This window comes from Croceicoccus pelagius (assembly GCF_001661915.1).
GTDB classification, from domain to species: domain Bacteria; phylum Pseudomonadota; class Alphaproteobacteria; order Sphingomonadales; family Sphingomonadaceae; genus Croceicoccus; species Croceicoccus pelagius.
The window spans coordinates 423,635-445,262 of record NZ_LYWY01000039.1; the positions used below are offsets into that span (position 1 = coordinate 423,635).

At 64.1% G+C, this 21,628-nt stretch carries 23 protein-coding genes; 16 read left to right on the forward strand and 7 right to left on the reverse strand.

From position 1 onward, the window contains the following. The first annotated feature begins 47 nt into the window (after positions 1-47). From gcvT to A9D15_RS13560, 8 genes are read left to right on the forward strand one after another with little or no spacing between them, the layout of a single operon-like run. Positions 48-1,172, forward strand: a complete 1,125-nt coding sequence (gcvT, locus tag A9D15_RS13525; protein WP_082924470.1) for a glycine cleavage system aminomethyltransferase GcvT — start codon at positions 48-50, stop codon at positions 1,170-1,172. A 6-nt stretch (positions 1,173-1,178) separates the two neighbouring features. Continuing rightward, on the forward strand, positions 1,179-1,550 hold the full coding sequence (gene gcvH / locus A9D15_RS13530) for a glycine cleavage system protein GcvH (protein ID WP_066765809.1): 372 nt from the start codon (positions 1,179-1,181) through the stop codon (positions 1,548-1,550). Then, positions 1,550-2,308, forward strand: a complete 759-nt coding sequence (locus tag A9D15_RS13535) for a class I SAM-dependent methyltransferase (RefSeq protein ID WP_066765812.1) — start codon at positions 1,550-1,552, stop codon at positions 2,306-2,308. Before gcvH ends, A9D15_RS13535 begins: the two co-directional genes overlap by 1 nt. Positions 2,309-2,318: 10 nt before the next feature. Then, the gene (gene gcvPA / locus A9D15_RS13540; protein ID WP_066765814.1) at positions 2,319-3,677 is read left to right on the forward strand and encodes an aminomethyl-transferring glycine dehydrogenase subunit GcvPA; all 1,359 of its coding nucleotides are present in this window, start codon (positions 2,319-2,321) and stop codon (positions 3,675-3,677) included. Continuing rightward, positions 3,674-5,275 carry an aminomethyl-transferring glycine dehydrogenase subunit GcvPB gene (gcvPB, locus tag A9D15_RS13545; protein WP_066765816.1) on the forward strand — a complete coding sequence of 534 codons (1,602 nt, stop codon included), beginning with the start codon at positions 3,674-3,676 and terminating at the stop codon, positions 5,273-5,275. Before gcvPA ends, gcvPB begins: the two co-directional genes overlap by 4 nt. Positions 5,276-5,331: 56 nt before the next feature. Next, on the forward strand, positions 5,332-6,324 hold the full coding sequence (locus A9D15_RS13550) for a bile acid:sodium symporter family protein (RefSeq protein ID WP_066765818.1): 993 nt from the start codon (positions 5,332-5,334) through the stop codon (positions 6,322-6,324). After that, the gene (locus A9D15_RS13555; protein ID WP_066765819.1) at positions 6,321-6,800 is read left to right on the forward strand and encodes a methyltransferase family protein; all 480 of its coding nucleotides are present in this window, start codon (positions 6,321-6,323) and stop codon (positions 6,798-6,800) included. Before A9D15_RS13550 ends, A9D15_RS13555 begins: the two co-directional genes overlap by 4 nt. Continuing rightward, the gene (locus A9D15_RS13560) at positions 6,781-7,425 is read left to right on the forward strand and encodes a DUF938 domain-containing protein (protein WP_066765820.1); all 645 of its coding nucleotides are present in this window, start codon (positions 6,781-6,783) and stop codon (positions 7,423-7,425) included. Before A9D15_RS13555 ends, A9D15_RS13560 begins: the two co-directional genes overlap by 20 nt. 57 nt (positions 7,426-7,482) lie before the next feature. Here the strand turns inward: A9D15_RS13560 and A9D15_RS13565 are convergent, their stop codons facing one another. Both A9D15_RS13565 and A9D15_RS13570 read right to left on the reverse strand, forming a co-directional pair. Next, positions 7,483-7,596, reverse strand: a complete 114-nt coding sequence (locus tag A9D15_RS13565; protein WP_373283468.1) for an entericidin A/B family lipoprotein — start codon at positions 7,594-7,596, stop codon at positions 7,483-7,485. 78 nt (positions 7,597-7,674) lie between these two features. Continuing rightward, entirely contained in the window at positions 7,675-8,598 is a 924-nt protein-coding gene (locus tag A9D15_RS13570; protein ID WP_066765824.1) for a DMT family transporter, read from the reverse strand. 65 nt (positions 8,599-8,663) lie between these two features. On the opposite strand from A9D15_RS13570, the gene A9D15_RS13575 reads away from it, so the two are divergent. Then, positions 8,664-8,891 carry a hypothetical protein gene (locus tag A9D15_RS13575; protein WP_066765825.1) on the forward strand — a complete coding sequence of 76 codons (228 nt, stop codon included), beginning with the start codon at positions 8,664-8,666 and terminating at the stop codon, positions 8,889-8,891. Between the two features lie 25 nt (positions 8,892-8,916). On the opposite strand, the gene A9D15_RS13580 is transcribed toward A9D15_RS13575, so the two are convergent. After that, on the reverse strand, positions 8,917-10,422 hold the full coding sequence (locus A9D15_RS13580; RefSeq protein WP_066765828.1) for a TadA family conjugal transfer-associated ATPase: 1,506 nt from the start codon (positions 10,420-10,422) through the stop codon (positions 8,917-8,919). 269 nt (positions 10,423-10,691) lie between these two features. Between A9D15_RS13580 and A9D15_RS13585 the strand changes: the two genes are divergently transcribed. Genes A9D15_RS13585 through A9D15_RS13605 form a run of 5 tightly spaced genes read left to right on the forward strand, consistent with a single transcriptional unit; the run spans position 10,692 to position 15,453 of the window. Beyond that, positions 10,692-11,414 carry a hypothetical protein gene (locus A9D15_RS13585; protein WP_066765830.1) on the forward strand — a complete coding sequence of 241 codons (723 nt, stop codon included), beginning with the start codon at positions 10,692-10,694 and terminating at the stop codon, positions 11,412-11,414. Further along, positions 11,408-12,166, forward strand: coding sequence for a sulfotransferase domain-containing protein (locus A9D15_RS13590; RefSeq protein WP_066765832.1), 759 nt, complete (start codon positions 11,408-11,410; stop codon positions 12,164-12,166). Before A9D15_RS13585 ends, A9D15_RS13590 begins: the two co-directional genes overlap by 7 nt. 11 nt (positions 12,167-12,177) lie before the next feature. Further along, positions 12,178-13,500 carry a flippase gene (locus tag A9D15_RS13595; RefSeq protein WP_066765834.1) on the forward strand — a complete coding sequence of 441 codons (1,323 nt, stop codon included), beginning with the start codon at positions 12,178-12,180 and terminating at the stop codon, positions 13,498-13,500. Further along, the gene (locus A9D15_RS13600; protein WP_066765836.1) at positions 13,497-14,723 is read left to right on the forward strand and encodes a glycosyltransferase; all 1,227 of its coding nucleotides are present in this window, start codon (positions 13,497-13,499) and stop codon (positions 14,721-14,723) included. Before A9D15_RS13595 ends, A9D15_RS13600 begins: the two co-directional genes overlap by 4 nt. Next, positions 14,713-15,453 (forward strand): glycosyltransferase family 2 protein, encoded by a 741-nt coding sequence (locus A9D15_RS13605; protein WP_066765837.1) that lies wholly within the window; start codon positions 14,713-14,715, stop codon positions 15,451-15,453. The genes A9D15_RS13600 and A9D15_RS13605 overlap by 11 nt, the downstream gene beginning before the upstream one ends. Here A9D15_RS13605 and A9D15_RS13610 read toward each other — a convergent pair. The 4 genes from A9D15_RS13610 to A9D15_RS13625 are packed head-to-tail and all read right to left on the reverse strand — an operon-like array spanning position 15,450 to position 20,240. Next, a complete protein-coding gene (locus A9D15_RS13610; RefSeq protein WP_172807529.1) occupies positions 15,450-16,490 on the reverse strand; it encodes a glycosyltransferase family 4 protein in 1,041 nt (346 codons plus the stop codon). The genes A9D15_RS13605 and A9D15_RS13610 overlap by 4 nt on opposite strands. Then, complete coding sequence (locus A9D15_RS13615) at positions 16,436-17,515, reverse strand: glycosyltransferase family 4 protein (protein ID WP_156521784.1); 1,080 nt, start codon at positions 17,513-17,515, stop codon at positions 16,436-16,438. The genes A9D15_RS13610 and A9D15_RS13615 overlap by 55 nt, the downstream gene beginning before the upstream one ends. Beyond that, positions 17,512-19,176 carry a hypothetical protein gene (locus A9D15_RS13620; protein WP_156521785.1) on the reverse strand — a complete coding sequence of 555 codons (1,665 nt, stop codon included), beginning with the start codon at positions 19,174-19,176 and terminating at the stop codon, positions 17,512-17,514. The genes A9D15_RS13615 and A9D15_RS13620 overlap by 4 nt, the downstream gene beginning before the upstream one ends. A 14-nt stretch (positions 19,177-19,190) precedes the next feature. Then, positions 19,191-20,240: a glycosyltransferase family 2 protein gene (locus tag A9D15_RS13625; RefSeq protein ID WP_229660249.1), complete on the reverse strand. Its 1,050-nt coding sequence runs from the start codon at positions 20,238-20,240 to the stop codon at positions 19,191-19,193. Between the two features lie 120 nt (positions 20,241-20,360). Here A9D15_RS13625 and A9D15_RS13630 point away from each other — a divergent pair, with 120 nt between their 5' ends. Continuing rightward, positions 20,361-21,284 carry a DMT family transporter gene (locus tag A9D15_RS13630; RefSeq protein ID WP_066765846.1) on the forward strand — a complete coding sequence of 308 codons (924 nt, stop codon included), beginning with the start codon at positions 20,361-20,363 and terminating at the stop codon, positions 21,282-21,284. A 24-nt stretch (positions 21,285-21,308) separates the two neighbouring features. Continuing rightward, positions 21,309-21,587 (forward strand): HNH endonuclease family protein, encoded by a 279-nt coding sequence (locus tag A9D15_RS13635; RefSeq protein ID WP_066765848.1) that lies wholly within the window; start codon positions 21,309-21,311, stop codon positions 21,585-21,587. The last annotated feature ends 41 nt before the right edge of the window (positions 21,588-21,628 follow it).

Genomic DNA, 21,628 nt, shown 5'->3' on the forward strand with positions numbered 1-21,628 from the left:
GCATTTTGCGGCCCGATGGCCTGCCGATTGCAAACGGAGCTTGTACCTTGAGCGATACCGAAGCCGAAATCGAAACGATCGAAAACCTGCCACTTGATGAATGGCACCGCGCACATGGCGCGCGCATGGTGCCGTTCGCGGGCTATTCGATGCCGATCCAGTACGAGGGCATCCTTGCCGAACATACCTGGACGCGCGAGAACGCGGGCCTGTTCGACGTGTCGCACATGGGCCAGCTCTCGGTCTCCGGCGAAGGTGTCGCAGAAGCGCTCGAGGCGCTGATGCCCGGCGATTTCTCGGCGCTGAAGACGGGCCGGATGCGCTATTCCATGCTGCTTGACGAAGACGGCGGCATCCTCGACGATCTTATGGTGACCAACGCGGGCGACCACTACGCGCTGGTCGTCAACGGCGCAGTGAAGTGGGACGACATCGGCCACCTTCGCGAACATTTGCCCGATGAAATCACGCTGACCCACCATGACGAGCAGGCGCTGCTTGCGCTGCAGGGGCCCAAGGCCGCCGATGCGCTAGGCCGCCTGGTGCCCCTCACCAACGATCTGTCGTTCATGCAGGGCACCTTCGCGATGTGGGGCGACGTTCCGCTCTACATTACGCGCAGCGGCTACACCGGCGAGGACGGGTTCGAGATCTCGGTGCCGGCCGACAAGGTCGCGATGCTGGCAGACGCGCTGGTGGCGATGGACGAGGTGAAGCCGATCGGCCTCGGCGCGCGCGACAGCCTGCGGCTTGAGGCTGGCCTTCCGCTCTACGGCCACGACATCACCGAACAGACCGATCCGGTCAGCGCCGACCTGACTTTCGCGATCTCGAAGAAGCGGCGCGAACAGGGCGGTTTCCCCGCCGCCGGCAAGATCCTCGAAACGCTGGCCAAGGGACCGAGCTCGAAGCGTGTCGGTATGACGATCGAAGGCCGCATGGCCGCGCGCGAGGGCGCGCCGATCTTCGCAGGCGACGCGCGCATCGGCACCGTCACCAGCGGCGGCTTTGCCCCCACGGTCGGCGGTCCCATCGCCATGGGCTATGTCGAGGCGGGCCACGCGCTTTCGGGCACGAAGCTTCAGATCGAGGTCCGCGGCAAGATGCTAGACGCGACCGTAACCGACATGCCCTTTGTCCCTCATCGTTATCATCGCAAGAAAAAGGCCTGATCCGACATGACGACCTATTTCACCAAGGACCACGAATGGATTTCGGTCGACGGCCCGATGGGCACTGTCGGCATCACCGACTACGCGCAGGAACAGCTTGGCGACATCACGTTCGTCGAGCTTCCGGGCGAAGGCGACAGCGTTTCGAAGGGCGATTCCGTATCGGTCGTCGATTCGGTGAAGGCTGCCTCGGACGTCTACACCCCGGTTTCGGGCGAAGTGCGCGAAGCCAACGGCGCGCTGGCCGATGAACCGGAACTGGTGAACACCAAGCCGGAAAGCGACGGCTGGCTGTTCAAGGTGCTGCTGTCGGACGCTTCCGAACTGGAAGGCCTGATGGACGAGCCCGCCTACAAGGCATACGTCGACAGCCTGTGATGGCCCCTGCGCTCTCCGGCACGGGCACCCCGCAGGCATGGGATGCCAAGGCGTACGGAACGATCGCTTCGTTCGTTCCGGCCCTGGGGCAGGCCGTGCTCGACCTGCTGGGGCCGAAGGAAGGGGAGCGCATCCTCGACCTCGGCTGCGGCGACGGGGTGCTGACCGCGCGAATTGCCGAAAGCGGTGCCGAAGTGCTCGGCTATGACGCCGACTCGGGCTTGCTCGATGGTGCCCGGGCGCGCGGGCTTTCCGTGCGGCAGGGCGACGGGCAGGCGCTCGATTACGATGGCGAATTCGATGCTGTCTTCTCGAACGCGGCGCTGCACTGGATGCCCGATCATCCGGCGGTTTACGCGGGCGTCCATCGCGCGCTGAAGCCCGGCGGGCGCTTTGCCTGCGAATGCGGCGGCTTCGGCAATATCGCCGCCATCCGCACGGCGATCCGCGCCGTTGCCGAAACGCGCGGTCAGGATCCGGTCGACCGCCAGAACTATCCCAGTGTGACCCGTGCTACCCGCGAACTTGAAGCGGCGGGCTTTCGGGTCGACGCCATCGCTCTCGTCCCGCGGCCCACTCCGCTTGCCGACGGCATGGCGTCCTGGCTGAACACCTTCCGCCACGGTTTCTTCGATCGGCAGGACGGCGAGGCGATGATCGCCGAGACTGTCCGCCTACTCGCCCCGCAATTGCAGGATCCGGACGGCAACTGGACCGCCGATTACGTCCGCCTGCGTTTCCTCGCCTTCAAGGACTGAACCCCGACCAATGCGATATCTCCCTCTCACTCCCACCGACCGCAGCGAGATGCTGGCCACGATCGGCGTGGACACGGTCGACGACCTGTTCCGCGACGTGCCCGAAGGTGTGCTCAACGCCGAGATCGCGGGGCTGCCCGCCCACGCCAGCGAAATGGCGGTAGAGCGGCACATGAAGAAGCTTGCGGCCAAGAACCTGTCGGCGGCCGATGCGCCGTTCTTCCTGGGCGCAGGTGCCTATCGCCACCATGTCCCCGCCAGCGTCGATCACCTGATCCAACGCGGCGAGTTCCTGACCGCCTACACGCCCTATCAGCCTGAAATCGCGCAGGGCACGCTGCAGGTCCTGTTCGAGTTCCAGACGCAGGTTGCGCGCCTGTTCGGCACCGATATCGCCAATGCCTCGATGTACGACGGGTCGACCGCATGCTGGGAAGCGATCGCGATGGCCGCGCGCATTACCCGCCGCGACGGCGTGGTGATCGGCCCGATCCACCCGCACTATCTGTCGACCGCGAAGACGATGGCGAAGTTCACCAAGGACGAGATCCGCGAACTTTCGCCCGCGCTGATTGCCGACGCCGGTGACGACGCGATGATCGCCATGATCGACGAGGCGACCTCGTGCGTCGTAGTGCAGTATCCCGATATCCTTGGCCGCATCCCCGATCTGGCCCGGATCGCCGATGCCGCTCACGACAAGGGCGCGCTTCTGGTGGCCGTCGTGACCGAGCCTGTGGCCCTGGGCCTTCTCGAAAGCCCCGGCTCGCTGGGCGCGGACATCGTCGTGGGCGAGGGGCAGTCGCTGGGTGTCGGCCTCAACTTCGGCGGGCCTTACCTCGGCCTGTTCGGCGCGCGTGAGAAGTATACTCGCCAGATGCCGGGCCGCCTCTGCGGCGAGACCGTCGATGCCGACGGCAAGCGTGGTTTCGTGCTGACGCTGTCGACACGCGAACAGCATATCCGCCGCGAAAAGGCGACGAGCAACATCTGCACGAATTCGGGCCTGTGCGCTCTGGCGTTTTCGATCCACATGACGCTGCTGGGCGGTGCAGGGCTCGACAAGCTGTCGCGCATCAACCACGCCCGCGCGGTCAAGGCGGCTGGCAAGCTGGCCGCGATCGACGGGGTCGAGCTCGTCAACGAAGGCGGGTTCTTCAACGAGTTCACACTGCGGCTCGTCGGTCAGGATTCGCGCGAAGTCGCCCTGCGCATGGCGAAGCGCGGCATCCTGTCGGGCGTTGCGCTCAGCCGCCTTTATCCGGATTCACCCGATTTGTCCGAAGGGTTGGTCGTCTGTGTCACCGAAACCTGCAGCGACGAGGATATGGACGCCCTCGTTTCCGCTCTTGCGGAGGAACTCGCATGAACGCCCCGAACAAGAGCGGATGGAAACCTGAAATGGGTGAAGGTGGCACCGGCCCCGCGGCGAAGACTGCCAGCGGCGATGCAGGCCTTGCGCTGGAAGAAGCGCTGATCTTCGAATTGGGCGGTACTGGCAAGTGCGGCGTCGATTTCGACGAGGAGCCGGGCGATGTGAGCCCCTCGCTTGCGAAATTCGCGCGTAAGGCGCCGGTCGATCTGCCTTCGCTGACCGAGCCTGAGGCGGTGCGTCACTACACGCGCCTTTCGCGTCAGAACTATGCCATCGACCTCGGCCCGTTCCCGCTGGGTTCGTGCACGATGAAGCACAACCCGCGTCTGAACGAGGCGATGGCCCGGCTGCCCGGTTTCGCCGACATCCATCCGCTTCAGCCGATGGACACGGTGCAGGGCGCCTTCGAAGTGATCGAGCAGTTGGCCAATTGGCTTTGCAAGCTGACCGGCATGGAAGCGGTCGCGATGAGCCCGAAGGCGGGCGCGCATGGCGAACTGTGCGGCATCCTCGCGATCCGCGCCGCGCTGGAAGCACGCGGCGACGCGCGCGAGGTGATCCTCGTGCCCGAATCCGCGCACGGCACCAATCCGGCGACGGCGGCTTTCGCGGGCTACCGGGTCGAGAATATCCCGGCCACGAAGGATGGCCGCGTCAACCTGCAGGCGCTCAGGGACCGGCTTGGCCCTGACGTTGCGGGCGTGATGATCACGAACCCCAACACCTGCGGGCTGTTCGAACGCGACATGAAGGCCATTTCCGACGCGGTCCATGCCGCGGGCGGCCTGGTCTATTGCGACGGTGCGAACTTCAACGCCATCGTCGGCAAGGTGCGCCCCGGCGACCTTGGCGTCGATGCGATGCACATCAACCTGCACAAGACGTTCTCCACTCCGCACGGCGGTGGCGGTCCTGGTTCGGGGCCGGTGGTCCTGTCCGAACTGCTCGCGCCTTTTGCGCCGATCCCGTTCGTCCGCCGCGACGAAAAGGGCCGGTTGCGCATGGTGGAGGAGCGCGGTGCCAAGGAACACCTGCCGCAGACTTTCGGCCGCATGACCGCGTTTCACGGCCAGATGGGCATGTTCACCCGCGCGCTGACGTACATGCTCAGCCACGGTGTCGACGGCCTTCGCCAGGTGGCAGAGGACGCGGTGCTGAACGCGAACTATGTCCTGCGCAGCCTTGAAGGCGATCTGGACGCGCCGTTCGCCGATGCCGGTCCGTGCATGCACGAGGCGCTGTTCAGCGACGATAACCTGCCCGAAGGCTTCTCTACGCTCGACATTGCGAAAGGCCTGATAGACGAGGGTTTCCACCCCATGACGGTTTATTTCCCGCTCGTCGTGCATGGCGCCATGCTGGTCGAGCCGACCGAGACCGAGAGCAAGGCCGGTCTTGACCGCTTCATCGCCTCGATGAAGAGCCTGACCGCCCGCGCCAAGGCCGGGGACGAGAGCCTGAAGAGCGCGCCGCACTATGCTCCGCGCCGCCGGCTCGACGAGACGCGCGCTGCGCGCAAGCCGGTGCTGACCTACAAGGGGGAAGGCGTGCCTCCCGGAACGCCCAGCCTGTCGGAAATCGGCGGAAGCTGAACATTTGCCGCCACCCGCGCGGCTTGGCATAAGCCGCGCGGGAAGGGTGCCGGAACTTGATACAGAGGATCACGAACCTGTTTGCCGTGTGGACCGTGCTAGGCGTTGGCTGGGCGTGGTTTTCTCCGGCTGATTTCGCGTGGGTGACGGACGGCTCGATCCGTCCGCTGGGCCAGCCGCTGATCCCGGTGATGCTGGGCATCATCATGCTTGGCATGGGTTTGACGCTGACTGTGGCCGACTTCCGGCGCGTTGCGAAGATGCCGCGGGCGGTGATTGCCGGCGTGGTGCTGCAATTTACGGTGATGCCGCTTTCAGGTGCGGTGCTGGCGGGGCTGTTCGGGCTGTCCAATGGGCTCGCCGTGGGCTTGATCCTCGTCGCCTGTTGTCCGGGCGGGACGGCAAGCAATGTCATCGCCTATATGGCGCGGGCCAATGTGGCGCTTTCCGTTTCGATGACCATGGCCTCTACGCTGGTGGCGATTGCGTTGACGCCTGTGCTGACCGGTTGGCTGGCGGGCGTCTATATCCAGATCGACCGCTGGAACCTGTTTCTCGACATGGTCTCGGTCGTGCTGGTGCCGGTGATCGTCGGCGTGGCGCTAGCGCGTTACCTGCCGGGGCTGACGCGGCGGATCGTACCGGTCGCGCCGATCGTTTCGATCATATTTGTCGTCCTGATCGTCGCCGGCATCGTCGCAAAGTCGAAGCCGCTGATCGAGGCGAACGCAGGCGTTCTGCTGATTGCCTTGCTCGCGCTTCATGCGCTGGGCTTCGGGCTGGGCTGGCTTATGGCGCGTGTGTTGGGTTTCGCGCGCGATGACCTCAGGACGATTTCGATCGAGGTCGGGATGCAGAACTCGGGCCTTGGCGCCAGCCTTGCGTCGACCCCCGCGTTTGCGCGCCAGTTCGTCGATCCGATGCAGGCGGCGCTGGCTCCTGTTCCGGCAGCGATCTCCGCCGTCTATCACGTCGTCATCGGCAGCCTGCTAGCGGCCCTGTGGCGCAGGGAAAGGCAGGCGGCCCCGCAAGAGGCGATCACGGCATGAGCATCTTCGGCGTCGACAAAGAAAGCGCGCAGGTCCGCTTCCCCCCGCCGCTGGTGTTCTTCGGGTTCCTTCTGATCGGGCGGGTTATCAACGACTGGTTCGGGCTCAATCCGGCCATTCCCGACATCGTTCGCTGGGTGCTGGGCGGCGGTGCGATCCTCGCGGGCCTCGTCGTCATCGCCCTCGCGCTGCTGCGCTTCCGCCGCTCTGGCAACAATCCGGAACCGTGGAAGACCGACACCGTCTTCGTCGCCGAGGGCATATACCGCGTGACGCGCAATCCGATGTATCTCGGCATGGCGCTGGTGTTTTTCGGTATTTCGGTCGCCGCGAACTGTCTTGGCGGCCTGTTGATGCTGCCGCTTGCACTCATCTCCATCCAGCTGTTCGTCATCCGGCGTGAGGAGGCGTGGCTGTCACAGCGGTTTGGGGACACTTACGAGGATTATCGCCGCCGTGTCCGACGCTGGATCTGATCCCAAGCCCTTCGAATTGGCCGATACTTCGGCAAAGCAGCACGCCCCTGCGACCGAGCGCAACCGGGAACCCATTGCCGACACCCTACGCGCGATTCTGCCCGAAAGCGGCCTTGTTCTCGAAATTGCGAGCGGAACCGGCGAGCACGCGGTGCATTTCGCACGCGTTTTTCCCGCGCTGGCATGGCAACCGACCGACGTATCCGATGCGGCGCTGGCCTCAATCGCCGCGTGGCGGGCGGAAAGCGCCCTGGCGAACGTGAGGGCACCGCTGAGGCTAGACCTTGTCGCCGGTGATTGGCCGGTCGATCATGCCGATGCCATCTTCTGCGCGAACATGGCTCATATTGCGCCGTGGGAAGCGTGTGTGGGCCTTTTCGCGGGTACGGGCAGAGTTCTTGCTGAAGGCGCGCCCTTGGCGATCTATGGCCCTTTCATCGAGGACGGTTGCGAAGTCGCGCCCTCGAACCTTGCCTTCGATGCAAACCTCAGGATGCGGGACTCAAGTTGGGGTCTTCGCGATGTTGCAGCGCTGGACGAACTCGCATTGCCGAACGGCCTCACGCGCACCGATCGGATCGAGATGCCCGCCAACAACCTGATCCTCGTTTATCGCCGCACATAAAAAACGCCCGCCGAACCGGGGTCCGACGGGCGCTTGGCTAGCAACTTTTGCGTGCGATCAGTTGATCGCGTCCTCGCCGGCCTGGCCGACCGACTGAATGTCTTCGCCGGCGCCTTTCACGGTGTTGCAGGCAGCGGCAGAAAGAGCGAGTGTACCGATTGCAGCGGCCATAACGATACGACGGATCATGTTCGTGTCCTTTCCGAGAGACTTCGGAAAAGGTAACGCTGCATCTGCTCAATCGTTCCGTCAGCGAAGCGCAGCCTCGTTCCGCTGTTTGGCCAGCGTCTGTTCGCGCCAGACGATGATCGCGCCCGCCAGGATGATGAGCGGAGCGCCGAGCCACAGACTGGCTGGCGGCAGGTTGTCGAATATCAGAAAGCCGTATGTCGTGGCCCATATCAGCGCCATGTAATCCATGATGATGACGGTCGACACCTGCCCAAACCGCAATGAGGTCGTCAGCAGTAACTGACCCGCCACGCCCGATAATCCGATGCCGAGCAGAATCAGGGCCTTCTCCGCATCCAGGTTCCAGTCGGAAAAGAGGGAGGCGATGAATAACACCGGCGTAGCGAAGATCGCGAACCACGTGACGATCGCTACGGAATCTTCGGTCTTGGTCAGGTCGCGGATCTGGATCGAGACCAGCGCCACCATGAACGCGGCCCCGATCGCCACGAGTGCACCGAACAGCGGGACGCTGGCATTGAAAGGGTCGGCGACCAGCGCTACCCCGATGAAGCCGAACGTAGCGGCCAGCCAGCGCCATTTGCCGACGTGTTCACGTAGCAATAGCGCCGACAAGACGACGGCGAACATGGGACTGGTAAAGCTCAGCGTCGTGGCAACGGCGAGGGGCAGCAGCGTCGGCGCAGCGAAATTCAGGACCATGCCGACCGTGCCGGTACCAGCCCGAAAGGCATGGCTGCCGATGCGGTCGGTTCGCATGATGTGCAGCCTTCCGCGCATCGCGAGCCAGCCGAGCAGGATCGGTATCGTCACGGCCTGACGCACCAGCAGCATGTGGGGCAGGTCGATCCCGCGGCTCTTGCCAAGCTTTACCAGCATGAACATCGTGCCGAGCGCAAATCCGGCAAGGACGCGGATCGCGAGCGCGAGAACCGGGCGATGCTGCGCCTCTGGCAAGGGCGGGTTTGCACTCTGCGGCATGTCGGGGCTATTGGGCGCGCAAGTTGCCGCGATCAAGCGGCAATCCGCAACTGCAGTATCGGCTTATGACGTTAGACTACCTCGTGGCCAGCGACGCCGGGCGCTGGACGGTCGTCGCGGTGTCCGCGCTTCTGGTGGCGGCGCTGGCGCTTTTCGGCGACCGGCGGCGCATGAAGCGCAAGGCACCTGACAGCGTCGGCTGGGTGCCATGGACCCCGGTGTTTTTCGTTGCCCTCTTGGTGGCCGTGGTGACGGGCGGGCTCGCCCTGAAAACGTGGATCGCGCCGGTCTGACCGTCGCGATCCAGATCTCCCGAAATTACAGGCAGGCCTGCAGATAGGCCTTGTCAAAACCGAACTGCCGCGCCTTTTCCAGCGTATAGGGACGCAGGCCCGAAGGGCGGTGTTCGCCGATGATCTTGCCGTCCTCGCCTTCGTCCAGGTATTCGTAGGTGAACAGCTCCTGCGTGACGATGACATCGCCTTCCATGCCAATCACCTCGGTGATGTTGGTCGTGCGGCGCGAACCGTCGCGAAGGCGCTTCACCTGCACGATCAGGTCGACCGAGTCGGCGATCTGCTTGGAAATCGCGGCCTTCGGGATCTTGATGTCGCCCATCAAGATCATGTTTTCCATACGGCCAAGGCATTCGCGCGGGCTGTTGGCGTGAAGCGTACACATCGAACCGTCGTGGCCGGTGTTCATGGCGGCGAGAAGGTCGAAACATTCCGCGCCGCGGATTTCGCCCAGAATGATGCGGTCAGGGCGCATACGCAGGGCGTTCTTCACGAGATCGCCGATGGTGATCGCGCCTTGTCCCTCCAGGTTCGGCGGACGCGTTTCGAGCGGCAGCCAGTGCGGCTGCTGCAGGCGAAGTTCGGCCGCGTCCTCGATCGTCAGCACGCGTTCGCCCGGGTCGATCATCTTCGACAGGGCGTTCAGCATCGTGGTCTTACCCGAACCCGTACCGCCCGAGATGACGATGTTCATCCGGCTTGCGCCCGCGATCTTCAGGCAGGTTGCCATCTTGTCGCTCATCGAACCGAAGTCGCGGAGCATGTCGATGGTGATCGGCTTTTCCGAAAACTTACGGATCGAGATCGCCGTGCCGCGCAGGGAAAGCGGGGGCACGATGACGTTGACGCGGCTGCCGTCCTTCAAACGGGCGTCGGCCAACGGCGTGGTCTGGTCGACGCGGCGGCCGACCTGGTTCACGATGCGTTGCGCTATCTGGAACAGGTGCTGTTCGTCGCGGAACTTGATCTTGGCCAGCTGCAGCTTGCCGCTCTTTTCCACGTAAGTCTGGTTCGGGCCGTTGACCATGATGTCCGAGACGTCGGGATCGTGGAGCAGTTCTTCCAGCGGTCCGAAGCCCAGCAGTTCGTCGACCAGCACCTTTTCCAGCGCGAACTGTTCGCGGCGGTTGAGCGTGATCTTAAGCTCGGCCAACACCTCAAGGATGATGGGACGGAATTCTTCGGACAGTTCGTCCTTCGTCAGCGTTGCGGCCGCCTCGGGATCGACGCGTTCGAGCAGGCGGGGAAGAACCTGTTCCTTGATGCGGTGGACGCTGGCCTCGAACCCTTCGACGACGGCTTCGCTGGCATGTTCGGCAGCGGCGCGTTCGGCGAGGCGGGCGAGTGCCTCTTCCTCGGGCGTGGCGGCAGTGAGTGGCGGCGGCGGGAACTGGTCGTCGTCCATCGGCGGAGGTGCCGGCGGCTGCGTGCGCAACGGTTCCGCTCCCTTCATCGGCCTCGCGACACCGAAGGCGGGGCGTCCTCCCCCGTTTCCGTTCATTCCGTTTCGACGGCCGAAAGCGTTCATTCCAAACTCCGTTAGCACCGGCCCGCAAGCCGTCTCTCTTTCCCGTGCGACAGCGACGCAGCAGGATCGAACGTCATGGTTCTGGCCGAATTTGGTGAATAACTCGTAAAGCACGGATGCAGCGGGCCAGCGGAGTTGCTTGGTTAACGCTATCTTGACGATCCGCGCCGTAGTCGGGTCGGGAGATGTCAGGCTCAGCGCGAGCCCGGGCCGCGAAACCAGAGAGTGCAGGGACAGTGGTTGTATCCGACGAAGATCGCTTGATTTTCATGCATATACCCAAGACGGCGGGAATCTTCATTCGGCGCAGCCTGGCCGATGACCGGCGTTTTGCGGGCATCAGGACGATCGAGGGACTGGGCGAGCGCGACACCGCGCACTTGCCGCTGCGACTTGTTTCGGAACATTTTCCGGCCGATTTCGCGAAATTTTCCCGCTACCGCAGCTATGCCTCGATCCGCGATCCGGGCGCGCGTTTCGTGTCTTCGGTGGCAGAGCATATCAAGCAGTTCCGCAAGGTTCCGAAAGAGCAGGTCAGCGACGCGATGATCATCGAAGTCGCACGCGAGATCGTGGCCCATCTGCCGTCGGACAAACCACAATATGCGCATTTCCTGCCGCAGGTGGAGTTCGTGGAACTGGGCGGCCGCCGCGTGGTGACCGACCTTTACGCCTTCTCGAACTTGGAGGCGATGGTTGCGGCCATGGAAGCCTACACCGGAAAACCGATGGACCGGCAGCCGAAGAATGTCGCCGACAAGGCGCTCCACCCCGCGCTGCACCGCGGCTGGCGCAAGGTGCGCAGTGTCGCGCCGTGGGCCGCGCCGCTGGGTCGTTCGCGACTTGCTCGCAAGCTGTTCGTACGGCGGAACGAGGTCGAATTACCCAAGGACCTCAAGGACTTCATCGACAATTTCTACGCAGCCGACATCGCTCTGCATCGAGAGGTGCTGAACGCGGCAGCCACGACCGGGGAGAAAGTCGCATGCTGAGGAAGATCCCCCGCGTGCGTCGCGATCCGGTCGCGAACGATCCGCGCGTTTCGGACCTCTACGTCGTCGAATATCCCAAGTCCGGCGTGACTTGGCTTTGTACGCTGCTCGGCAATCTTGCCGCGCTGGAAAGCGGATCGAAGGCGGTAGTGAACTACACAAATTCTATCGCCTGGGTGCCAGACATTCATATCAGCCGGAATATCGGCGAACCGCTGCACAGCTGGCCGCCGCAGCGCATGATCAAGTCGCATGCTCGGTTCCAGCGCGAATATACCTTTGCGCTCTATCTCGCGCGCCATCCGGTCGCGGTGATGAAAAGCTACTATCGCTATGCCGCCGCGTTTCAGGGCGCGCAGTTCGAAGATTTCGGCGCGTTTCTGCGTTCGGAAAAATACGGTGTCGATACTTGGCGCGACCATGTCCGTTCGTGGCTGGGCCGCAGGCCGAGCCATCACCGCATCCTGCTCGTCCGTTACGAAGATCTGCTCGATGACGCAGCGGCGCAGCTCATGCGGATCAGTGACGTTTTCGGCTGGAACGTCGATGCCGACCACGCGCGCATCGCGGCACAGCGGTCGAGCGCTGATAACATGCAGGCGAACGAAGGTGCGCTCGGCATCGGCGGCCCGAAGTTCGTGAAGCAGGCCTCGACCGCCAGCGTGACCGAGGCGGATCTGGCCTTCATCCACGAACGATGCGCCGAGGAAATGGCGATGCTCGGCTATGACCCGCTCGCCTCGGGGGCCTGAGGGCCGCGCCTTTGGAACGGTATTTCACTCGCATCGGCTGGCTGGGGACCGAGCAGGTGCTGCGGATCCTCGCAGGGCTGCTCTTCGTCGCGGTGGCGGCGCGCTATCTGGGGCCAGCGCGGTTCGGCACAATGACATACGCGCTGACCATCGCCTCGCTGGCGAGCCAGGTCGTTCGGTACGGGCAGGACAATCTGGTCATCAAGGACATCGTCAGAAATCGCTCCGAGGCGGCGAGCACGGTGGCTACGGCATTCCTGATCCGTCTTGCGCTTTGGGTGCTGGCCTGCGGTGCGATGATCGCTTTTCTGCACTTCGTTCCGCCGCCGGGCCCGCTTGGGCCGCTGGCAGTTGCGGGTATGTGCGTTCTTGTCCTTGCCGTTCCCTTCGAAAGCCAGTTCGCCGCCGCCCGCGCCTTCGACCTGTTCCGCAACGTCTCGATCGGACGGTCGATCGTCGTGGTCCTGGCCGCGCTTGTTGCCGTGGCGTTCGTTTTGCTGAGCATGGACGTCGATGCCTTCGTCATGCTGCGCGGGTTCGAAACACTGGTCTACGGCCTTGTTTCCCTCGCGGTTTTCATAAGCGTCGGGAAAGAACGCGGAACGGTGCGTCTGACTGGCGGACGCTTCGTTCGCATGGTGCGGTTGGGCTTTCCGATCATGCTGTCGCAGCTCGCGGTGCTGGCATACCTTACGATCGACCAGGTCATGCTGGGCCTGATGGCGGGCTCGCACGAACTGGGCCTCTACGGTGTCGCGGTGAAGATCGCGATGTTGGGCGCGTTTCTGCCGCGCCTGTTGCAGAGCGTGACCTATCCCACCCTTGTCGAAAGGGAAGGCGAGGGCGCAGCGCTGATGGGCGCGCTGTCCCGCTATTTCGACTATTTCGCGGCGACTGGCTGGCTGGTCGCCATCGGAACTGCAATTGGCGCGACGCTGTTTCTCGTGCCGCTGTTCGGCGCGTCTTATGAAGAAGCATTGCCCGTCTGCCTCGTCCTCCTGCTTGCCCAGCCGCTTTTTGCGCTGACCACCGCCTACAAGTCCTGTCTTTCGGCCAGCAGCAGGTTCTGGCCGATGACGGTCATCTCCGGCGCGGCCGCCGCGACGAACGTGGTGTTGAACCTGGTCCTGATTCCGCGTTTTGGCGGGATGGGTGCAGCGGTTGCGACGATCGCGGCTCTGTTCGTGGCCTCGATCGTCTCGGCCTCACTGAGGCGTGACGACCGCGCAATGGCGGCGATGATGGTCCGCTCGCTCGAACCTTTCGGCGCGCTGGGCAGGACGTTCCGGCAAGTGATGCCACTCGTCGCCGCACGGATGGGGCGCAAGGCGTGAAGCGGGTGATCCTGCATGTCAGCCATTCCGACCGCGTGGGCGGCGCGGCCATCGCGGCAAGGCGACTGGTGGAGGCGCAGCGTAAGCTGGGTCTCGATGCCCATATGCTGGTGATCGACAAGCGTGGCGGGGAAGGCTGGATCAACGAGGCGGCTGCCGACACGAAGGCGAAGGCGCGCGCGGCACGTTTTGTCGCCAAGCGGCTGCTGCGCCGCGACAATTCGCCCGCCGCGGGCACGATGCGTACTGCGGCGGTGCTGCCAACGGGGCTGGGGCGGGAGATCGCCGGAATTGCGCCCGATGTCGTTCACTTGCACTGGCTGGGATCGGAGGCGATCTCGGTCCGCGAACTGGGCAAGCTGGCCTTGCCTACCGTCTGGACATGCCATGACCAGTGGGCCTTTTGCGGCACCGAGCATTACGCGCCGGACGAGGGCTACCGCCATGGCTATAAAGGGCGCGACCGGTTCGACGCCGATGTCGGCGCATGGAAGCGCAAGAAGCGGCATTGGCGCGGCTTTGCCCCGACTCTTGCCTGTCCGAGCCGGTGGATGGCCGATTGCGCGGCGCGAAGCGACATTGCCGGGCAATGGCCCTCTGTCGTCATACCCAATACGCTGGATACAAGCGTTTTTTCGCCCCTAGACCGCGATCAGGCACGCAAGAGTCTCGGGCTGCCGGAAGGCGAACTGGTGTTGTTCGGGGCCGATGCGGGCGACCGCGACCGGCGCAAGGGATATGACCTGTTACTCGATGCGCTGGCGAAATTGAGGACGCGCGATCAGGTGGCTCTCGTGACGTTCGGCGGCGCGGCCAAGAGTGTTGGCGAAGTCGCGGGGCTGCCTTGTCACGCGTTGGGCAAGGTGAGCGATCCGGCCATGCTGACAAGGCTCTACAGCGCCGCCGACCTGTTCGTCGTGCCCTCGCGCGCCGACAACCTGCCCAATACGATGGTCGAGGCGCAGTGCTGCGGCACGCGTAGCGTCGGGTTCGACGTGGGGGGGCTGGGCGATATCGTCAGCGCGCCGCACCTTGGCGAACTCGTCCCGGCATTCGACACCGGCAAGCTGGCTGCGGCCATCGACCGGCAATTGGCGGCAGAGCCGGACCGCGAGCGCATCCGTACCGATGCGCTCGCGCACTTCGGGAACAAGCCGGTGGTCGATGCCTTTTCGCGCCTTTACGATGCGCTGATCGCGAAGGAGCAGGGCGTTGGGTGCTAGGGTCTCTGTCGTCACGGCTGTCTGGAACGCGCGCGAGGCGCTGAAGAAGACAGTTGCCAGTGTCGCGGCGATGGGCGGCATCGATCATGTCGTGGTGGACGGCGCGTCGAGTGACGGGACCCCAGAATATCTCGGCCAGACAGGCACGCGCTGGATCAGCGAGCCCGACAAGGGGATTGCCGACGCCATGACGAAGGGCATCGGCATGGCGACGGGCGAATATGTCCTGATTCTGCAGGCGGGAGACCTTTTCGCACCCGGCGTGACCCTGGACGAGCTCGAAGCGGAACTGGACGGCAGTGACATCGTCAGTTTCGACGTCCTCGTCACGCATCCCGATGGAGATGTCCGGTTCCTTTCGCGCGGACTGGGCGCAAAACTGGAAACGTCGATGAGCGTGCCGCACCAGGGCGCATTCGTACGGCGCGATCTCTATGACCGGATCGGCGCGTTTGAGGCGCAGTACAAGGTGGGCATGGACTATGAATTCATGCTGCGCGCCAAGCGGGCAGGGGCGAGCTGCAAAGTGGTTGGCCGCATATCTTCGATCATGCCGGCAGACGGCATCAGCGCGCGGCGCGACTGGCCGAGCCTGCAGAAGCGGCTTGCCGAAAATCGCCTCATCCATTCGGTCCACGCGCGGGGATTGCGCGATCGCATCGTCCAGAAAATCTACTGGTCTATCTATCCGCTCTACAAGCGGCTGCGCCACATCGGCGGGCGGCGTTAGGGCGTCAGCAGGGTGAGGTAGGCCTCGCCCATCCGGTCCATAGAGAATCGTCCAGTCGCGCGGGTTCGCGCGGCTCTCGCCATGGCTTCGCGCCTTGCCGGATCTGCTGCGAGCGTTCGTGCCCCGTCGATGAAGCCCTGCGGCTCGTCGACGGGACAGAGCAGCCCTGTCACGCCATCATCGACCGCCTCGGGAAGCGAGGAGATATCGCTCGCGATGACGGGTGCGCCGCAAGCCATCGCTTCGAGGACGGAGAGGGGAAGCCCTTCGAGGCGCGTCGGTGCGAGGAGGGCATGGCTTGTCGCGTATTCGCGGATCATCTCATCCTGTTGCAGCCTGCCGAGGAATGTCACGTTGGCAAGTCCCGCAAGGTCCGGGCAATCGCTTTCGCTTGCCGTCATGCGCAGCTCGAAGCTTTCGCCAAGATCGCGCATTATCGGCGCGAGAAGGTCGATGCCTTTACGAATGCTGGGTGTGCCGGCGAAGAACAGGCGGAATGGCCCCTCGGCTGGTGGCGCGGCGACGGGGCTGAACCGTTCGACATCGATGCCGTTGGGGATCGCAATCGGGTTGCTGCGCGGAAATTCGGCGCGGACGGCGCGGGCGGTATAGTCGCTGACCGTCACGACACGATCGGCGCGGGCATAGCCGTGGGCGACGAAGTTGCGCACGAAGAGGTCATGGAAGATCGCCTGCGGAGCCGACTTGAAAGGCCTGATCGCGGGGTCGAGCACGAAGAGATGCTCGACACAGATCGTGCGGACACCGTCCCGCTGAAAGGCCGGCGCGTTCCAGCTATTGTAGATGATCGCTTCCGTTCCGTCGGGCGGAGCGACGCCTTTCAGCAACCACGGCGCGAACTGGAAGGCATGCGGGAAGGACTGGACCGCCGCATCGTGCCCGCGGCTTTCCAGCCATCGGCCGAGCGCCTTGACGAATGTGGTCGAGCCGGTCGGCGCGTGGGTATAGGGCAGCCAGATTTTCATGCGCGGGTGCCATAGGCCGCGTGCGTCTCTCGCGCGACCCGGTCCCAGCAATAGAACTCGCGCGCGGTGGCGGTCGCGTTTTCGAGAAATGCGCGTCGTTGATCGACGGTCATTGCGGCAACGCGATTGATGGCATCGGCCCATGCGCGGGCATCGCCGCTTTTGACGAGGTATCCGGTCTTCCCGTCCACCACCGCGTCGCGCAATCCGTCGCGATCTGCGGCCAACATGACCCCCCCGCACGAAGCAGCCTCGGGGGCGACGAGGCCGAAGCCTTCGTATTCGCCGGTGCCGGTGGAAATATTGGGTGCAATGACGCACATGGCCTGCCGATAGGCTGTAACGAGGTCATCGCCATGCAGGCTGCCGAGGAAGTTGACGCGCGGATCGTCTAGCGCAGACTGCTCTCCAGCGTCCCAGCCGGTGCCGGCGACTTCGACCTCCATTTCGGGGCCAAGCAGGGGCAGTACCTCGCGTACGAACCAGCCGAAGCCCTTCAGTCTCTTGAGTCTGCCGACGAAAAGGATGCGGCCATTGTGGCAACCATCGGGATCAGGCCCGGTGAGATTGGTTGCGAGGGGCACAACGGTCGAAGGTGACCAACCGGTTTCGGTCAGCGCTTCGGCAGTCGCGCTGGAGTTGGCGATGATCGTCGCTTTGCGCAGCAGACGTGCACCCAGTTTGAGATAAGCGCCGTAGAGCCGTCCTTTCAGTCCCCCGCGCCGCTGGTAACCGGCATCAGTGCCATGGGCGGACAGGACGACCTGCGTGGAACGGCCCAGCCGACCCAGTAGCCCCATCGGCCAGAGAGCCATGTCGCCGACGTGCAGGACATCGGGCGAGAGCCGTCTTGCGAACCAGCGGGTGAGGACTTGCAGGGGGAACAGCAGCAGGTCGATCGGCCCCGGCGGCATACCGTTTGCCTTGCCGCGCAGCGCGACCACCTCCACCGGTTCGATTTTGCCCAGCGCTTCGGTCAGGCGCATCGAGTACGTTTCCATGCCGCCGACCGCCGGTGCCCACTTGCGGGTCACGAACATGATGCGTGGATCGGTGCCCGGCACGGATCGGCTCAATACTGCGTGAACATCGCGCCTTCCGGCCCGGGCATTGCCGGAACCGGGAGATGGTCGCCCCAGCGCAGGACGACCTGCGTGGATGCATCGCGCCCGACGGTGTGCGACCCGCGCTCCAGCGTCACGACATCGCCGACGGCGGCTGGCTCGCCGTCGATGACGGTTTCCGCGCCTTCGACAGTGTAGGGGCCGGGGACGAGGACATCGATCGCTTCCGCGCCCTGTCCCGCCTCGACCGTCTTGCCCGCGACGAAGATACCGCTCCAGTGCGGGATATAGTTTTCGCGCAAAGCCGCTACGTCTTCGGGCAGCAGCACTTCCTCGCTCGGCATGTCGAGCAGCGCGTGGGCCAGCGTTGCGCTGTTGGCGATGACCATCGGGACGACGTGCGTTTCCATCGCGCGTTTGTAGCGCGGTTTGCCTTGCGCGTAATAGCCGGCAAGGCCCCAACCGGTGGAGAAGGTGGGTACGGCGCGGTCGAACCGTCCGATCATGCCGTTATTGTCGATATAGGTCACCGGCTCGGCAAAGATCTCGTAGGCACCGCGTTCGAGCGCGATCTGATTCTTCGCAGGCTGGCGATCCTCGTTCAGCAGGACCAGCCCGATGCTGGCGCCGATGACGATCATGACCAGCTTCATGCCGTACCGTTCTACGAACCAGGCAAGGCCCAGTGCAATCACGGGCATCGCGGGGGCCAGCGTGAAGACGAAGTTGTAGGGATAGGAATTGCGATAGATGGCCGCCGTCAGGAACGGCACGAGCAGCAGGACGATGCCGACCCGTGCTTCCCACGCCTTCTCGCGGGCGAACCATTGCCACAGGCCGACCCCGATCGCGATCGGCACGTAAGGCGCCTTGCCGAGCTGCGAGAGCAGGTATCCGCCTTCGGGGAAGAACCCGGCACCGAACATCCGGTCGAGCGATGCGAGAGCCAGGCGCTGCAGCGGCGCGGCCTTGGCCAGCAAACCGGTCTCGGCCAGCGGCAGGGCAAGGAACAGCGCGCCCCCGACAAGCGCTGCACCCAGGGCGCCGAAGATCGCGAGCCGCAAGGGGCGGGCGATCTCGGCATGACGCCACATCAGCGCGCCGAGGATCGGGAAGCCGTAGAACACCGACTTGATGGTGCAGGCCAGCGCAAGGACCAGCAGGGCCGCAGACAGCAGCAACCAGCCGAGGCGCAGCGGCCTTGCCAGCACGACCCAGAGCGCGCCCATTCCGAGCGCCGTCGCCAGCGGGTCCGCGCGCAGAACCAGCATGTTGGTCAAAACATAACCGGCGCCCGCATAGGCCAGCAACGTCAGCAGCGCCTGCGGACGCGGCACGAAAGCGCGCGCGCAGCCATAGACCGCAAACAGGATCGCGATCTCGCAAGGCACCATCATCATGCGGATGACGCGAATGTCGCTGGTCGCAAGCTCGGTCGTGCCCGGAACCCACGAGAACAGGGGGAGGAAGGGCGACTGGAGCAGCGAGACTTTCTCACCCCCTGCGTACCGGACAATCTGACTGAAGTGAAAGAATTCGTCCCAGTTTATCGCGCGCGTGAAGATCATAGCGACCTGCAGCGCGACAAGCGCGAGGATCGCGATCAGCGGCCAGGTGCTCCCTGCCGCACTACCGCGGAGAGGAGGGGCGGCAGCGACCGGTTGTGCCGGCATGGCGGCGCTCGCCATCAGCGAACCCGGCGGCTCTTCAGCGAGACGACGTCGGCGCTTTCGCCTTCGTCATGGCCGGGGCGTTCGCCTTCGTCGGCCAGCTGCTCTTCCAGCTTGCGCAGCTTGTAGAGAGTGGCTTCCAGCAACTTGCGGTTGGTGGCGATCAGGTCGGCCAAAATGCCCATCACCGCAACCAGCGTGCCCAGCATGAGCAGCGAGCCGCCGATAATCAGCGACTGGACGTGGCCGTTGCCGTCGCCGGCAAGGTAGAACCACACGAAACGCATGATCGGCAACAGTCCGACGAAGGCGAGCATCAGGCCAAGCCCGACGAAGACGCGCAGTGCGTTGTGCGTGGTGTAGGCCCGCGTGATCGTGACGCCGGTCTGCGAAATGAAACGCGGGATAGACTTGAAAAGCCGTGAGGGGCGCGGCGTGCGGTGCGTGCGCACGGGTACGCTCTTTACCGCCATGCGCTTGCGACCCGCCTGGATCAGCATGTCGGTGGTGTAGCTGAATTCGGTGGTGATCGTCAGCTTCTGCGCAGCCTCGCGGCTGATGGCGCGAAAGCCGCTGACGGCATCGGTGATCGTCGTGCCCGAAGCGCGGCGCACGACGGCACTGCCGAGGCGCTGGAGGCGGCGCTTGAAGGGGCCGAAATGCGCGTTGTCGGCAACGCCGCGATCGCCGATCACGATGTCGGCTTCGCCGCGCAGGACCGGCTGGACCAGTTCGGCAATGTCCGCGCCTTCGTACTGGCCGTCGGCATCGGTGTTGACGATGATGTCCGCGCCAGCCTTCAGCGCGGCGTCGATGCCGGTCTGGAAAGCGGCGGCAAGCCCGCGGTTGCGGCGGTGGCTGACGACGTGATGCACGCCCCACTGGCGCGCGACGCCTGCGGTATTGTCGCTGCTGCCGTCGTCGATCACGAGGATCTCGATCTCGTCAATGCCGGGGATCGAATGCGGCAACGCCGCCAGCGTTTCCGGCAGGTGATCCGCCTCGTTCAGGCAGGGAATCTGGATGATGAGCCGCAAGGTGTTCTCGCCCCCGAAAATTGCGCGCAATCAGAACTCTTGCAGCCGTGATCGGACAATAGGCTTAAGAAATGGCTAACCACGATCGTTTGCGGTTGGCTGGAAAGCGCTTTTTTATGACGCTAGAAGCGGTTTGCCCCTTGGCGCTGAATGAAGAGGCAGCTTCGCTTGCAATTCGACGAACGACGCGGAGTGTTGCTCGCGGTCATTGGATTTATCCTGCTTTCGCTGGGCGACGTGGTGCTGAAATCGGTTGCCGGCGAATGGGCGACGACCGCGATCGGGGCGCTGCGCTATTCGATGGGAGCAGTCATTCTCGGCATCGTGCTTTATGCGCGGGAAGGCGGCGCTGGATTTGTGCCGAAGCGGCCCTTGGTCCACCTGATGCGCGGGGGTGGGGTGGCGCTGGCGATGGCGTGCTTCGTGACGTCGCTGCGCTTCATGCCCTTGATCGATGCGACGGCGATCGGGTTTACCAGCCCGATCATCACGGCCTTTCTGGCCGCGATCTTACTCAAGGAGCGCGTGAAGCGGGTCACATGGTTTGCGACATTGCTCGGTTTTTCCGGAGTGCTCATCGTGCTGCGGCCAAGCCTGCTCGATCTCGGCGCGCTGGCGCTTCTGCCTGTCATCGTCGCTTTCGGGATGAGTTTGCTTGTCATCGGAAACCGCGTGGTGGCGGGCGAGGGGAGCGCGCTTTCGATGCAGTTCCACGTTGCCGCACCGGCGGCTGTGTTCCTGATGTTGTTCGCGGCAGGTGGACATTTTTCGGGCGTCGATTTCCTGCATGTGGGCGGGATGCCGAACCCAGGCGTCGTGATCGCCGCGCTGGTCGTGGCGGCTTCGGCGACGACGGCGCACTGGCTGATCTATCTCGGCACGACGAAATCGGGCGCATCGACTATCGCGCCGCTGACTTACGTGCAGGTCCTTGTTGCCGGCACACTCGGCTGGATCGTCTTCGGGCATACACCCGATGCGATGGCGTTCGTCGGCATTGCCGTGATCATCGTATCAGGCCTGATCATCTGGCACTCGCGCGAGGCGAAGTCGCTTCCGGATGAAGCGGGATGAGCGAGCAAGGATGAGCGAGCCAAGATGAACAAAACGGGCCACTGCTGGCTGTGTGAGCGACCTATCGGCAGCCGCTACGAACTGCACCACCCGGTGCCGAAAAGCCGCGGCGGCCGCGAGACCGTCACGTTGCACCGGATCTGCCACCGCACGCTCCACGCGCGGTTCACGAACGCGGAACTGGCGCGGATCGGCGTTAATGTGGAGGCGCTGCGCGAGGACGCGGAGATCGCCCGCTTCATCCGCTGGGTCGGGGACAAGCCGCCCGACTTTCACGCACCGACCCGCAAGCCCAAACGCTAAAGCTGAAAAGCAAAAAGGCCCGGCGTACCATGGTGGAGCCG

Bases quoted from the DNA above. Each gene is read 5' to 3' on its own strand.
- A9D15_RS13555 (WP_066765819.1), top strand. From the start codon at position 6,321: ATGAGCATCTTCGGCGTCGACAAAGAAAGCGCGCAGGTCCGCTTCCCC.
- A9D15_RS13635 (WP_066765848.1), top strand. From the start codon at position 21,309: ATGAACAAAACGGGCCACTGCTGGCTGTGTGAGCGACCTATCGGCAGC.
- A9D15_RS13585 (WP_066765830.1), top strand. From the start codon at position 10,692: ATGCATATACCCAAGACGGCGGGAATCTTCATTCGGCGCAGCCTGGCC.
- A9D15_RS13590 (WP_066765832.1), top strand. From the start codon at position 11,408: ATGCTGAGGAAGATCCCCCGCGTGCGTCGCGATCCGGTCGCGAACGAT.
- gcvPB (WP_066765816.1), top strand. From the start codon at position 3,674: ATGAACGCCCCGAACAAGAGCGGATGGAAACCTGAAATGGGTGAAGGT.
- A9D15_RS13570 (WP_066765824.1), bottom strand. From the start codon at position 8,598: ATGCCGCAGAGTGCAAACCCGCCCTTGCCAGAGGCGCAGCATCGCCCG.
- A9D15_RS13630 (WP_066765846.1), top strand. From the start codon at position 20,361: ATGAAGAGGCAGCTTCGCTTGCAATTCGACGAACGACGCGGAGTGTTG.
- A9D15_RS13535 (WP_066765812.1), top strand. From the start codon at position 1,550: ATGGCCCCTGCGCTCTCCGGCACGGGCACCCCGCAGGCATGGGATGCC.
- A9D15_RS13565 (WP_373283468.1), bottom strand. From the start codon at position 7,596: ATGGCCGCTGCAATCGGTACACTCGCTCTTTCTGCCGCTGCCTGCAAC.
- gcvPA (WP_066765814.1), top strand. From the start codon at position 2,319: ATGCGATATCTCCCTCTCACTCCCACCGACCGCAGCGAGATGCTGGCC.
- A9D15_RS13575 (WP_066765825.1), top strand. From the start codon at position 8,664: ATGACGTTAGACTACCTCGTGGCCAGCGACGCCGGGCGCTGGACGGTC.
- A9D15_RS13580 (WP_066765828.1), bottom strand. From the start codon at position 10,422: ATGAACGCTTTCGGCCGTCGAAACGGAATGAACGGAAACGGGGGAGGA.
- A9D15_RS13620 (WP_156521785.1), bottom strand. From the start codon at position 19,176: ATGCCGGCACAACCGGTCGCTGCCGCCCCTCCTCTCCGCGGTAGTGCG.
- gcvH (WP_066765809.1), top strand. From the start codon at position 1,179: ATGACGACCTATTTCACCAAGGACCACGAATGGATTTCGGTCGACGGC.